The 13469-nt window shown below is 70.7% G+C and carries 13 protein-coding genes; 9 read left to right on the forward strand and 4 right to left on the reverse strand.

Annotated elements, in window-relative coordinates; all coding sequences use genetic code 11:
* Positions 1 to 7 precede the first annotated feature (7 nt).
* Genes WFJ36_RS03160 through WFJ36_RS03170 form a run of 3 tightly spaced genes read right to left on the reverse strand, consistent with a single transcriptional unit; the run spans position 8 to position 2489 of the window.
* Entirely contained in the window at positions 8 to 1231 is a 1224-nt protein-coding gene (locus WFJ36_RS03160; RefSeq protein ID WP_071328450.1) for an MFS transporter, read from the reverse strand.
* Positions 1228 to 1665, reverse strand: coding sequence for a MarR family winged helix-turn-helix transcriptional regulator (locus WFJ36_RS03165; protein WP_071328451.1), 438 nt, complete (start codon positions 1663 to 1665; stop codon positions 1228 to 1230). The genes WFJ36_RS03160 and WFJ36_RS03165 overlap by 4 nt, the downstream gene beginning before the upstream one ends.
* 35 nt (positions 1666 to 1700) lie before the next feature.
* The gene (locus WFJ36_RS03170) at positions 1701 to 2489 is read right to left on the reverse strand and encodes an IclR family transcriptional regulator (RefSeq protein WP_071328452.1); all 789 of its coding nucleotides are present in this window, start codon (positions 2487 to 2489) and stop codon (positions 1701 to 1703) included.
* Between the two features lie 103 nt (positions 2490 to 2592).
* Here WFJ36_RS03170 and WFJ36_RS03175 point away from each other — a divergent pair, with 103 nt between their 5' ends.
* Genes WFJ36_RS03175 through WFJ36_RS03185 form a run of 3 tightly spaced genes read left to right on the forward strand, consistent with a single transcriptional unit; the run spans position 2593 to position 5213 of the window.
* Positions 2593 to 3366 carry a CoA transferase subunit A gene (locus tag WFJ36_RS03175; protein ID WP_071328453.1) on the forward strand — a complete coding sequence of 258 codons (774 nt, stop codon included), beginning with the start codon at positions 2593 to 2595 and terminating at the stop codon, positions 3364 to 3366.
* Position 3367: 1 nt separating this feature from the next.
* Positions 3368 to 4036 (forward strand): CoA transferase subunit B, encoded by a 669-nt coding sequence (locus WFJ36_RS03180; RefSeq protein ID WP_292790890.1) that lies wholly within the window; start codon positions 3368 to 3370, stop codon positions 4034 to 4036.
* Positions 4029 to 5213, forward strand: coding sequence for an acetyl-CoA C-acetyltransferase (locus WFJ36_RS03185; protein ID WP_336642626.1), 1185 nt, complete (start codon positions 4029 to 4031; stop codon positions 5211 to 5213). The genes WFJ36_RS03180 and WFJ36_RS03185 overlap by 8 nt, the downstream gene beginning before the upstream one ends.
* Before the next feature lie 21 nt (positions 5214 to 5234).
* Here WFJ36_RS03185 and WFJ36_RS03190 read toward each other — a convergent pair whose 3' ends face one another.
* The gene (locus tag WFJ36_RS03190; protein ID WP_025103262.1) at positions 5235 to 5534 is read right to left on the reverse strand and encodes a hypothetical protein; all 300 of its coding nucleotides are present in this window, start codon (positions 5532 to 5534) and stop codon (positions 5235 to 5237) included.
* Between the two features lie 207 nt (positions 5535 to 5741).
* On the opposite strand from WFJ36_RS03190, the gene WFJ36_RS03195 reads away from it, so the two are divergent.
* The 6 genes from WFJ36_RS03195 (at position 5742) to ilvN (ending at position 13421) form a co-directional block, all read left to right on the forward strand.
* Positions 5742 to 6998 carry an MFS transporter gene (locus tag WFJ36_RS03195; protein WP_071328455.1) on the forward strand — a complete coding sequence of 419 codons (1257 nt, stop codon included), beginning with the start codon at positions 5742 to 5744 and terminating at the stop codon, positions 6996 to 6998.
* 65 nt (positions 6999 to 7063) lie between these two features.
* Positions 7064 to 8470: an alpha,alpha-trehalose-phosphate synthase (UDP-forming) gene (locus WFJ36_RS03200; RefSeq protein ID WP_071328456.1), complete on the forward strand. Its 1407-nt coding sequence runs from the start codon at positions 7064 to 7066 to the stop codon at positions 8468 to 8470.
* Positions 8471 to 8512: 42 nt separating this feature from the next.
* The gene (gene otsB, locus WFJ36_RS03205) at positions 8513 to 9310 is read left to right on the forward strand and encodes a trehalose-phosphatase (RefSeq protein ID WP_336642627.1); all 798 of its coding nucleotides are present in this window, start codon (positions 8513 to 8515) and stop codon (positions 9308 to 9310) included.
* 9 nt (positions 9311 to 9319) lie between these two features.
* Entirely contained in the window at positions 9320 to 11038 is a 1719-nt protein-coding gene (ilvD, locus tag WFJ36_RS03210) for a dihydroxy-acid dehydratase (RefSeq protein WP_071328457.1), read from the forward strand.
* Positions 11039 to 11108: 70 nt separating this feature from the next.
* Positions 11109 to 12908, forward strand: a complete 1800-nt coding sequence (locus tag WFJ36_RS03215; RefSeq protein ID WP_071328458.1) for an acetolactate synthase large subunit — start codon at positions 11109 to 11111, stop codon at positions 12906 to 12908.
* 3 nt (positions 12909 to 12911) lie between these two features.
* Positions 12912 to 13421, forward strand: a complete 510-nt coding sequence (ilvN, locus tag WFJ36_RS03220) for an acetolactate synthase small subunit (protein ID WP_025103268.1) — start codon at positions 12912 to 12914, stop codon at positions 13419 to 13421.
* Positions 13422 to 13469 lie beyond the last annotated feature (48 nt).

Below are 13469 nucleotides of genomic sequence, written 5' to 3' on the forward strand. Positions count from 1 at the left end.
GAGCGGGTCAGCCGGCGTCACCGACGAGGATCGCCGCCGCGTCCTCGGTGGTCGCATCAGCCGGCTCGTCGTCGATGTGCGCGAGGACCTTCCGGCCGAGGAGGATCGTCAGCGCGGCCAGCAGGACGGCGGCGGCGGCGAAGAGGTACGGCACGGTGGCGCTGAATAGGTGCCACAGCAGCGCCGCGATCGGCGGGGCCATCGCGCCGCCGAGGAAGCGGACCGCGGAGTAGGCCGAGGAGGCCACCGAGCGGGGGAGGTCGGTCGCCTCCATGACGGCCTCGGTCAGCACGGTGTTCATTACGCCCAGGAGCAGGCCGCCCACGATGATGCACACCACGAGAGCGGCAGGCTCGGCGACGACAAGTCCCGCGACCACGAGGTCGACGGCGAGCAGGGGCAGCACGGTGAGGATCACATGCGTCCTCGGCATCCGGCGCATCAGCACCGGCGCGACCCACACGCTGGTGATCGCGAGGGCGACACCCCAGCCGAAGAACGTCAGGCCGATGCCCATCGCTCCGAAGCCCAGGGGGAAGGGCGAGAACGCCAGCAGCACGAAGAATCCGATGTTGTAGAACAGGGCGGCCACGGCGAGGATCGCGAGCGCCGGACGGCGCAGGGCCGTGAACGGGGCGGAGAACTTCACCGGCGTGCGCTTCTCACCCGGACCCCGCAGCAGCACGAGCACCGCGATGAAGGCGATGGCCATCAGGGCCACGACGCCGAAGAACGGTCCTCGCCAGCTCTGCTCGCCGAGGATGCCGCCGAGCAGCGGACCCACGGCGATGCCGAGGCCGAGAGCCGCCTCGTACAGCACGATGGCCGCGCTGCTGCCGCCGGATGCGGCGCCGACGATCGTGGCCAGCGCGGTCGAGATGAACAGCGCGTTGCCCAGCCCCCAGCCGGCACGGAAGCCGATGACCGCGTCGACGCTGCCGCTGATCGCGCACAGGAAGGCGAACACGACGATCAGGCCGAGACCGACCAGGAGGGTCGCCTTGGCGCCGATCCGGCTGGAGATCCAGCTCGTGACGAGCATCGCGAGGCCGGTGACGAGGAGGTAGCTGGTGAAGAGCAGCTCCGTCTCGACCGGGGAGGCCTCGAGCGACTCCGCGATCGCCGGGAGGATCGGGTCGACGAGCCCGATCCCCATGAAGGCGACGACGCACGCGAAGGCGACGGCCCACACCTGGGCGGGCTGCCTCCAGACCGAGGGGGCGGTGTTCAACGGATCTCTCCTGTCCGATCTGCGGAGGTGCGGGCGGCGAGGATCTCGGCCGCACGGGTGAGGGCGTGCCAGTCGTCGTCGTCCAGGTCGGCGAACCGCGGTGCGATCGTCTCCCGGAACTCGGAGCGCCAGGCGGCCAGGGCTGCCGTGCCGTCGGGGGTCGCGGCGACGACGGTGGCACGGGAATCGTCGGGGTCGGGGGAGCGGCGGACGAGGCCCTCGCGCTCGAGGGTGCCGAGCAGCCGGGTCATCCCGGGCTGCGTCGTGCGGGCCGCCACGGCGAGCTCGCCGACGCGACGGGGACCTGACTGGTCGAGCAGGCTGAGCACACGCCACTGCGCGGCGGGGGCCTCGTTCCCCGCGTCCTGGGCGGCGATGCGACCCAGCGCGTAGCCCGACAGCACGAGGGACGGGATGACCTCGGAGCGATTCATACCAGAAAGTATATACCTCTTGGTATGTATCGAGTTCAGCGTCGGGCGTGCGCGATCCTCGCGGAGAGCTGATGGGCGTGCGCGAGGAGGATCCGGCCCAGCTCGGCCTGGCGCTCCGGGCCGAAGCGGAAGGCGACACCGGTGAGGCTGAGCGCCCACTCCGGGCGTCCGGCGCGGTCGAACACCGCCGCGCCGAGGCCCCAGCTCCCCTCGACGATCAGGCCGGGGTTGACGGCGAACCCGCGTTCCTTCGTCTCGGCGAGGCGCTTCCGCAGCGGGCGCTCGCCGTGAGCACGTCCCCAGTTCTCGACGAGCTCCGGATGGCGCTCCAGGTAGGCATCCACATCGTGGTCGGGGAGGAAGGCAAGGATCGCCAGGCCGGCGCTCGCCACGCCGAGCGGGAAGCGCACCCCCTCGCTGAGCACGAACGAGCGGATGGGGAAGGAGCCCTCTTCCCGCAGCAGGCAGACCGTCTCGTCCGCGCGCCGGACGGAGAAGAACGCGCTCTCCTCGGTCTTCACGGCGAGCGACCGCACGATGTCCCGGGCCAGGGCCGTCACGTCGTATCGAGCGGCGGCCACCGACCCCATGAGGAAGAGCTCGGGTCCCGGCATCCAGCGCGTGCTGTCGGCGTCGCGGTCGACGAGACCCTCCGCGCGCAGGGCGCTGAGCAGGCGATGCGCGGTGGGTCGGGAGAGCCCGGCGCGTGCCGCGAGCTCCTGCAATGTGGCGCCGTCGGTGCCGGCGGCCGTCACCAGCCGCAGGAGCCGCGCCGCCCGCGCGACCGCCTGAGTTCCGGGGACGGGATTCGTCGCAGTGTCCACATCGTGGACGCTAGTGGTGCGGGCGTCCACATCGCAAGAGGGTGCTGGCCGTGACTCCGCCGGGACGGGAGGCTGGAGGGGACACGGAACCGAAGGAGCAGACGTGATCGACAAGCAATGGGACTCCGCGGAGGCCGCCGTCGCCGACATCCCGGACGGCGCTTCGCTCGCCGTCGGAGGCTTCGGACTCTCCGGGAACCCGATCGCGCTCATCGAAGCGCTCCTCGCGCAGGGCACGACCGACCTGAGCGTCGTCAGCAACAACTGCGGAGTGGACGACTGGGGACTCGGCGTCCTGCTCGCCGCGCAGCGCATCCGGAAGATGACCTCGTCGTACGTGGGGGAGAACAAGGAGTTCGAGCGGCAGTTCCTGTCCGGGGAACTCGAGCTGGAGCTGACCCCTCAGGGCACGCTCGCCGAGAAGCTGCGGGCGGGAGGATCCGGAATCGCCGCGTTCTTCACCCAGACGGGCGTCGGCACCCAGGTCGCCGAGGGGGGCCTTCCTCGCCGGTACCACGCCGATGGCTCGATCGCGGTGGCCTCGCCGCCCAAGGACGTGCGCACGTTCGCCGTGCACGGTGAGCCCCGCGAGTTCGTGCTCGAGGAGGCGATCACCACCGACTTCGCCCTGGTGCACGCGGCCCGCGGCGACCGGCACGGCAACCTGGTGTTCACGAAGGCCGCGCGGAACTTCAACCCGCTCGCCGCGATGGCCGGCCGCGTGTGCATCGCGCAGGTCGAGCGGCTCGTCGAGCCCGGCGAGCTCGACCCGGATGCGATCCACCTCCCCGGGGTCTTCGTGCACCGGATCGTCGAGGTGGGCGAGGACATCCCCAAGCGGATCGAACGGCGGACCGTCGCCGCGGAAGGAGCCTGACATGGCGCTCACGAGAGACCAGATGGCCGCGCGCGCGGCGGTCGAGCTGCCGGACGGCGCGTACGTGAACCTCGGCATCGGCCTGCCCACGCTCGTCCCCAACCACGTGCCGTCCGACGTGACCGTGGTGCTGCAGTCGGAGAACGGCATCCTCGGGGTCGGTCCGTACCCCCGGGAGGACGAGGTCGATCCGGATCTCATCAACGCGGGGAAGGAGACGGTGACCACGCTCCCGGGGGCGGCGTTCTTCGACTCCGCCCTCAGCTTCGGCATGATCCGCGGCGGGAAGATCGACGCCGCCATCCTCGGGGCGATGCAGGTCTCCGCCACGGGCGATCTCGCGAACTGGATGATCCCCGGCAAGATGGTGAAGGGGCCCGGAGGGGCGATGGACCTCGTGCACGGCGCGGGACGGGTGATCGTGCTGATGGAGCATGTCGCCAAGGACGGCTCGGCCAAGATCGTCGACGCCTGCACGCTGCCTCTGACCGGGCGCGGCGTCGTGGACCGGATCATCACGGACCTCGCGGTGATCGACGTGACGCCGGAAGGGCCGGTCCTGGTCGAGCTCGCCCCCGGCGTCACGGTGGAGCAGGTGCGGCAGGCCACGGAGCCGCCCCTCCGCATTGCCCCGGAACTGGACAACGGAAGGACCGAGATCAATGAGTGAGAACGATGTCGTCATCGTCGCCGCGGCGCGCACCCCGCAGGGGCGGCTGAAGGGGCAGCTCGCCGCGTTCACGGCGCCGCAGCTGGGGTCGTTCGCGATCCGCGGTGCCCTGGAGCAGGGCGGAGTGGACCCGGAGGACGTCGACGCGGTCATCGTGGGACAGGTGCTCGCCGCCGGATCCGGACAGAACGCCGCCCGGCAGGCGGCCATCGGCGCCGGGATCGGCTGGGACGTCCCTGCCCACTCCGTGAACAAGGTGTGCCTGTCCGGGCTCACCGCCGTGATCGACGCGGCGCGCATGATCCGGACCGGGGACGCCGAGGTCGTCGTCGCCGCCGGCATGGAGTCCATGACCCGCGCACCGCACCTGCTCATGGGATCGCGCGATGGCTGGACCTACGGCACCGTCGAGGTCCTCGACCACATGGCCTACGACGGGCTGACGGACGCCTACGACCGCGAGAGCATGGGCGCGTCCACGGAGCGCCACAACGCGCGGTACGAGCTCACCAGGGAGATGCAGGACCGGGTCGCCGCGCTCTCGCATCAGCGGGCCGCCGCCGCGCAGGAGAGCGGTGTGCTCGATGCGGAGATCGTCGCCGTCGAGGTGCCGCAGCGCCGGGGGAAACCCGTGCGGGTGACCCGAGACGAGGGGGTGCGCCCCGACACCACGGTGGAGACCCTCGCGGGACTGCGAGCCGCCTTCGCCGAGGGCGGCTCGATCACGGCGGGCAACTCGTCCCAGATCTCGGACGGCGCCTCCGCCGTGGTCGTCACCACGCGGGCGACCGCCGAGGCCAAGGGCTGGCCGGTGCTCGTGACCGTCGGCGCGAGCGGTCAGACCGCCGGCCCGGACAACTCGCTCCAAGCGCAGCCCGCCCGAGCGATCGAGCAGGCGTGCCGGAAGCAGGGGATCACCCCGCAGGACCTCGATCTCGTGGAGATCAACGAGGCGTTCGGGGCCGTGGTCGCTCGCTCGCAGACCGAGCTCGGGCTGGACGGCAGCATCGTCAACGTGCACGGCGGCGGCATCGCGATCGGTCATCCGATCGGCGCCTCCGGCAACCGGCTCGTGGTGCACGTCGCGCACGAGCTGGCCCACCGGGGTGGCGGAACCGCGGCGGTCGGCCTGTGCGGCGGCGGCGGTCAGGGCGAGGCGCTCATCCTCACGCGCTGACGCGGGAGGCGCGGGGGCGCGTCAGGACCGCTTGTCCTGGGCGTGCCCCTGCGCGTCGGCGAGGGCCTTCTGCGAACGGAACTGCAGACGCTGCGCCTTCTTGGACTTCTTCACCGACTGCGGGGAGTCGGCGTCCACCGGCACGCCGTGGCGTTCACGGCGCATGTCGACGACCGCGCCGACCGCGAGCGCCATGGTGATGCCCCAGCTCACCCATGACAGGAGCGAGCGCCAGGTGATGGGTTCGTTGCGGGTGCCGCGCAGCAGCGAGATCCCAGCCGAGATCGCGGCGACGAGTCCGGTGCTGAAGAGGTAGCGCATGCCCCTACGGTACCCGCAGCCGGGGTGCGCGGGTCGGTGGCTTGACAAGCCGGGGGAGAGGCTGGCAGGGCGCACGCCCTGGGGCACCGGATATCATGGGAGGGTCGCGGTTCGCCCGCGGCCGCAGAAACCGTGTATCTACCGGCCGTCGGCGTCTCCGGCGGACAGCGGCGGCACCCGACATCGCGTCGTCGACGCGCGAGAGCCATGACACACGCCAGCACCACGCCCGATACCGCCGAGCCGAGCCTCTTCCGCCTCGCCGGCCTGCCCTACTTCCTCATCGCGTTCATCGCGCGGCTGCCCTTCGCCATGATGGTCGTCGGTGTGCTGACCGTCGTCGTGTCGGCGCGGGAATCGCTGTCCCTCGGCGGGCTCACGTCCGCTGCGGTCGGTCTCGGCACCGCCTGCTTCGGCCCGCTCCTGGGCGCCGCGGCCGACCGGTTCGGTCAGCGCACGGTCCTCCTCGCACTCGCCGTGGGCAACGCGGCGATGCTCCTGCTCTTCACGGCGGTCGTCTACGGCCCGGCCGCCGACGGGTTCGTGCTTCTCGCCGCGATCGGCATCGGCGCGACGGCCCCGCAGGTGGCGCCGCTCTCGCGCTCCCGTCTGGTCACGATCATCGGCGAGCGGATGCCGGCGGAGCGCCGTGCCCGCACCGTCTCCGGCACGATGGCGTACGAGTCGGCCGCCGACGAGACCGTCTTCGTCTTCGGGCCCTTCATCGTGGGCGTGCTCGCCTCGGCGATCGCGCCCTGGGCCCCGCTGGTCGGCGCCGCCGTGCTGACCCTGGTGTTCGTCGGGGCCTTCGCGCTGCACCCGAGCGGACGTCACGTCTCCCAGGACCGCACCGACGACGGTCGGGCGCCGTCCGCCGTGTCCGAGCTGTTCCGGCCGCAGCTCCTCATCGTCGTCCTCGGCATCCTCGGCGTCGGCATCTTCTTCGGCACGATGCTCACCTCGCTCACGTCGTTCATGGCCGACCTCGGTGCCCCGGAGCAGGCGGGCCTGCTGTACGGCGTGATGGGCGTCGGCTCCGCGCTGCTGGCCCTGGGCGTCGCGTGGCTCCCCGCCCGGTTCTCGCTGCGTGCGCGCTGGCTGGTCTTCTCCGGAGTGCTGCTGGCCGGCTCGCTGCTGCTCGGCATCGTCGACTCGCCTGCGGGGATGATGCTCGCCCTGGCCATCATGGGCATCGGCATCGGGCCGACGCTCGTCACCCAGTACAGCTTCGGAGCGGCGCGGAGCCCCCGTGGCCGGTCGGCGACGGTGATGACGATGCTCGGCTCCGGCGTTATCGTCGGCCAGTCGATCGGCGCCGCGGTGGCGGGAGAGATCGCGGAGAGCCTCGGCACCTCCGCCGCCCTGGTCCTCCCGGTGATCGCGGCCGGCATCGCGTTCGCGGCGGGCCTCGGGAACTGGGCCCTCAGCGGTGTGCACCGCGCGACGTCCGCTGTCAAGGCCTGAGGGAGGACCGGCGGTCGGCGCGCATCCTCGATAGGTTGGAAGCTCCTGGACCGAGGAGTGCCCCTGTGACCGCTGCTGATTTCGTCGTCGTCGCCAACCGCCTCCCGGTGGACCGGGTCGTGGGCCCCGACGGCGAGGAGACGTGGCGGACGTCGCCCGGCGGCCTCGTCGCCGCCCTTGAGCCGATGATGCGCCGCGTGCACGGCGCCTGGGTCGGCTGGCCCGGTCAGCCGGACGTGGAGCTCGAAGCCTTCGACGCCGACGGCATCCATCTCATCCCGGTGGCATTGAGCTCCGAGGACGTCGCGGACTATTACGAGGGCTTCGCCAACGACACCATCTGGCCGCTCTACCACGACGTCATCGCACCGCCGCAGTATCACCGCGAGTGGTGGGACGCGTACGTGCGGGTCAACCGCCGGTTCGCGGAGGCCGCCGCGGCCGCCGCTGCCCAGGACGGCACCGTCTGGGTCCACGACTACCAGCTCCAGCTCGTGCCGCAGATGGTCCGCGAGCTGCGCCCCGACGTCACGATCGGCTACTTCCACCACATCCCCTTCCCGGCGCACGGCCTGTACGCGCAGCTCCCGTGGCGTGACCAGGTGCTCCGCGGGCTGCTCGGCGCCGACGTCATCGGCTTCCAGCGGGCACAGGATGCGACCTACTTCCTCACCGCCGTGCGGCGGCGGCTGCGCTACGAGGTGAAGGGGTCGAACATCACGGTCCCGGATCAGGGAGGCTCGCGGACGGCGATCGCCAAGGCGTTCCCGATCTCCATCGACACCGCTCCGTACCTCGAACTGGCCGCCAGGGAGGACGTGCGGGCGCGTGCCGCGGAGATCCGCGCCAGCCTCGGCAATCCCCAGCGCATCCTCCTGGGCGTCGACCGCCTGGACTACACCAAGGGCATCGGGCACCGGATCAAGGCCTACGGCGAGCTCCTCGAAGACGGCCGCCTGGACGTGGAGGACGTCACCCTCATCCAGGTGGCGAGCCCGAGCCGGGAGCGGGTGGACGCCTATGCGCACCTCCGGGACGAGATCGAGCTCGCGGTGGCCCGCATCAACGGCGACCATGACACGGTTGGCCACTCCGCGATCCGCTACCTTCACCAGGGGTATCCGCGCGAGGAGATGGTCGCCCTGTATCTCGCGGCGGACGTCATGCTCGTGACGGCGCTGCGGGACGGCATGAACCTCGTCGCGAAGGAGTACATCGCCACGCGGACGGACAACCGCGGTGTGCTGGTGCTCAGCGAGTTCACCGGAGCGGCGGACGAGCTCCGTCAGGCGGTTCGCGTCAACCCGCATGACATCGCCGGTCTCAAGGACGCCATCATGGAGGCGGTGGAGATGTCGCCCGCCGAGCAGGGACGCCGCATGCGGTCCCTGCGGCGACGGGTGCTGGACAACGACGTGAACGCCTGGTCGTCGTCCTTCCTCCAGGCTCTGGCGGACGTCCGCAGCCGCTGAGCGCCCTCCCTGCCCCCCTTCTTCCTCTCGATCGGAGACACCGTGACGCGCCCCTGGATCCCCGGAACCGCCGACGCCGACCTCACCGCCCTCGCGACGACGCCGCGGCTGGTGGTGGCCCTCGACTTCGACGGCACCGCCTCCCCGCTCGTGGTGGACCCCATGGCCGCACGCGCCCTGCCGGAGGTCGCCGCGCAGATGGACCGCCTCGCCGCGATGCCGAATACGGTCGTTGCCTACGTCTCCGGGCGCAGCATGCACGACCTCCGGGAGATCACCGAGCACACCGACGACTCCGTCGTGGTGCTCGCCGGCTCCCACGGCGCGCAGTACTGGTTCCCCGGTGAGGGGGCCGCCGACGCGCCGGGCGATGCGACCGAGAACGGGGCGCGGGAGGAGCTGTGGGCGGCCGCGCAGCCGATCATCGACCGCTACGAGGGGGCGGAGCTGGAGCCCAAGACCTTCGGAATGGGTGTGCACACCCGCCGCGCGGACCGGGACACCGAGGAGAAGGTCTTCGCCGAGATCGACGCCCTCGTCGCCGAGCGCTTCCCGCACTGGCGGCGGCGCGCCGGTCACCGGGTGCTGGAGTTCTCGTCGCGGAACGAGGGGAAGGACGCCGCGATGATCGCCCTCCGGCAGCGCTTCGACGCGACCGGGATCCTCTTCGCCGGCGACGACGTGACCGACGAGGATGCGATGCGCGTGTTGGAGGAGGGCGACCTCGGCGTGCGCGTCGGGCCGGGGGAGAGCGCCGCAACCCTCCGTGTGGACTCCCCACAACAGATCGCCGCGCTTCTGGAGACGCTCGCGAACGAGAGGGTCGTCGCGCAGGAATAGACTCTCGTCATGTCCTCGCATGATCCCTCCACCAGCGCGCCCATCGACATCAAGCCCCGCAGTCGCGTCGTCACCGACGGCATCGAGGCCACGACCTCCCGCGGCATGCTCCGCGCCGTCGGCATGGGGGATGCCGACTGGGACAAGCCGCAGATCGGCATCGCGTCCAGCTGGAACGAGATCACGCCCTGCAACCTGAGCCTCGACCGGCTCGCGCAGGGGGCGAAGGAGGGCGTGCACTCCGGCGGCGGCTACCCGCTGCAGTTCGGCACGATCTCCGTCTCGGACGGCATCTCGATGGGGCACGAGGGGATGCACTTCTCGCTCGTCTCCCGCGAGGTCATCGCCGACTCGGTCGAGACCGTGATGATGGCCGAGCGCCTCGACGGCTCCGTCCTCCTCGCCGGCTGCGACAAGTCCATCCCCGGCATGCTCATGGCCAGCGCGCGCCTCGACCTGTCCAGCGTGTTCCTGTACGCCGGATCGATCGCACCGGGCTGGGTCAAGCTCTCCGACGGCACCGAGAAGGACGTCACGATCATCGACTCGTTCGAGGCGGTCGGCGCCTGCCGTGCCGGTCTCATGAGCGAGGAGGACCTCAAGCGCATCGAATGCGCCATCGCTCCCGGTGAGGGCGCGTGCGGCGGCATGTACACCGCCAACACCATGGCCTCCGTCGCCGAGGCGCTCGGGCTCAGCCTCCCGGGCTCCGCTGCGCCGCCCGCTGCCGACCGCCGTCGCGACTACTTCGCGCACCGCTCGGGCGAGGCGGTCGTGAACCTGCTCCGCCAGGGGATCACGACGCGCGACATCCTCACCAAGGAGGCGTTCGAGAACGCGATCGCCCTCGCGATGGCCCTCGGCGGCTCGACCAACGTCGTCCTCCACCTCCTCGCGATCGCCCGCGAGGCCGAGGTCGAGCTGAGCCTGCACGACTTCAACCGCATCGGCGACAAGGTCCCGCACGTGGCCGACATGAAGCCGTTCGGCAAGTACGTCATGAACGACGTCGACCGGCACGGCGGCATCCCCGTGATCATGAAGGCGATGCTCGACGAAGGGCTGCTGCACGGCGACGCGCTCACGGTCACCGGCAAGACGCTCGCCGAGAACCTCGCCGAGCTCGACCCGCAGCCGATCGACGGCGAGGTCATCCACACCTTCGACAACCCGATCCACGCCACCGGCGGCCTGACGATCCTGCACGGATCGCTCGCGCCGGAGGGCGCCGTGGTCAAGACCGCCGGCTTCGACGCGGCCGTCTTCGAGGGCCCCGCGCGGGTCTTCGAGCGGGAGCGCGCCGCCATGGACGCGGTCGCCGAGGGCAGCATCGAACCGGGGACGGTCATCGTCATCCGGTACGAGGGTCCCAAGGGCGGACCGGGCATGCGCGAGATGCTCGCCATCACCGCCGCCATCAAGGGCGCGGGGCTCGGAAAAGATGTACTACTCTTGACGGACGGACGATTCTCAGGCGGCACAACCGGCCTGTGCATCGGCCACATAGCACCCGAAGCGGTGGACGCAGGTCCCATCGCCTTCGTGCGCGATGGTGATCTGATACGGGTCGATATCGCAGCTCGCTCTCTCGATCTACTCGTCGACGAGGCAGAGCTCGCCTCCCGCCGCTCTGGCTGGGAGCCGCTTCCCCCGCGCTACACCCGAGGCGTTCTTGCCAAGTACTCGCGCCTCGTGCGGTCCGCCGCCGAGGGCGCGACGACCGGCTGATCCATCGACCGGCTCAGCAACCGCTCGATCGGAGCGCCGGTGTCCCGCACAGTTCATCAGAAGGAAAGTCATGACTGCTGACTCCGTCTCGGCCGTGCCGAGGCCGCCCGCCCGTCCATCCGCTCCGGAGATCACCGGTGCAGAGGCCGTCGTCCGCTCGCTCGAGCTGCTCGGCGTCACGGACGTCTTCGGCCTTCCCGGCGGCGCGATCCTCCCGGTCTACGACCCGCTCATGGACGCCTCGCAGCTCCGCCACATCCTCGTGCGGCACGAGCAGGGCGCGGGCCACGCGGCCGAGGGTTACGCGTCCGCATCCGGCAAGGTCGGCGTGTGCATCGCCACGTCCGGTCCCGGAGCGACCAACCTCGTCACGGCGATCGCCGACGCCTACATGGACTCGGTGCCGCTGCTGGCGATCACCGGTCAGGTGTTCTCGACGCTGATGGGGACGGATGCGTTCCAGGAGGCCGACATCGTGGGGATCACGATGCCGATCACGAAGCACTCGTTCCTGGTGAAGGACGCCGCGGACATTCCCGGCGCGATCGCCGCGGCCTACGAGATCGCCGGCACCGGTCGCCCCGGTCCCGTGCTCGTGGACATCACCAAGGATGCGCAGCAGGCGACGGCGCCCTTCGTGTGGCCGCCGAAGATCGACCTCCCGGGGTATCGCCCGGTGACCAAGGCGCACGGCAAGCAGATCCAGGCGGCCGCCGCCCTCCTCGCGGAGGCGAAGAAGCCGGTGCTGTACGTGGGCGGAGGCGTCGTCCGCGGTCGGGCCGCGGCCGAGCTGCTCGAGCTCGCCGAGTCGACCGGTGCGCCCGTCGTGACGACGCTGATGGCGCGTGGCGCGTTCCCCGACTCGCACCCGCAGCACTTGGGCATGCCCGGCATGCACGGCACGGTTCCCGCGGTGCTCGCGCTGCAGGAGGCCGACCTCCTCGTCTCGCTCGGCGCCCGGTTCGACGACCGGGTCACCGGCAAGGCCGCCCTGTTCGCTCCGAACGCGAAGGTCGTGCACGTCGACATCGATCCGGCGGAGATCTCCAAGATCCGCACGGCCGACGTGCCGATCGTGGGCGATGTGCGCGACGTGCTCACCGACCTCGACGCCGCCTTCCGCGGAGCGACGGCCGACGCGAAGCCCGACATCGAGGAGTGGTGGTCCTACCTCGACGGGCTCCGGAACGAGTTCCCTCTCGGATACGCGCCGACGACCGACGGCCTGCTCGCCCCGCAGTACGTGATCCAGCGCATCGGCGAGCTCACCGGGCCGGAGGGTATCTTCGCGTCCGGTGTGGGGCAGCACCAGATGTGGGCCGCGCAGTTCATCAAGTACGAGCGTCCGAACGCCTGGCTGAACTCCGGCGGCGCGGGCACGATGGGCTACTCGGTGCCGGCGGCCATGGGCGCCAAGGTCGCGGAGCCGGAACGCCAGGTCTGGGCGATCGACGGCGACGGCTGCTTCCAGATGACCAATCAGGAGCTCGCCACCTGCGCGATCAACAACATCCCGATCAAGGTCGCGATCATCAACAACTCGTCGCTGGGCATGGTCCGGCAGTGGCAGACGCTGTTCTACGACGGCCGTCACTCCAACACCGACCTGAACACCGGGCACGGCACGATCCGCATCCCCGACTTCGTGAAGCTCGCGGAGGCGTACGGCTGCCTCGCGATCCGCGTGGAGAAGGAGGAGGAGGTCGACGCCGCCATCCAGCTCGCTCTGGAGACGAACGACCGCCCCGTGGTGATCGATTTCGTCGTGAGCGCCGACTCCATGGTGTGGCCGATGGTGCCGCAGGGGGTCAGCAACAGCTATGTCCAGTACGCGCGCGACCACGCGCCCGCGTTCGACGAGGAGGACTGAGCCGTGTCGACCCACGTCCTGAGCCTGCTGGTGGAGAACACCCCCGGCCTTCTGACCCGCGTCGCCGGCCTGTTCGCGCGCCGGGGCTTCAACATCGACTCCCTCGCCGTCGGCGTGACCGAGGTGCCGGGCATCTCCCGTATCACGGTCGTCGTCGATGTGGAGGAGCTGCCGCTCGAGCAGGTGACCAAGCAGCTCAACAAGCTGATCAACGTCATCAAGATCGTCGAGCTCGACCCGGCGTCGTCCGTGCAGCGCGAGCACATGCTCGTGAAGGTGCGCACGGACAACGCCAGCCGCTCGAACGTGATCGAGGTCGTCAACCTCTTCCGCGCCTCGGTCGTCGACTACGCCGCCGACGCCCTCGTGATCGAGGTCACCGGGGACAAGGGCAAGGTCGAGGCGCTGCTGCGCGCTCTGGAGCCCTTCGGCATCAAGGAGATCGCCCAGTCCGGCCTCCTCGCGATCGGCCGCGGCGGCAAGAGCATCACCGAGCGCGTCCTGCGCGGCTGACCCTTCGACAGACTCAGGGACCGCGCGTCCCGCACAACCACAACCAAG

Origin of the sequence: Microbacterium sp. MMO-113 (genome assembly GCF_037148555.1) — a bacterium.
GTDB lineage: Bacteria > Actinomycetota > Actinomycetes > Actinomycetales > Microbacteriaceae > Microbacterium.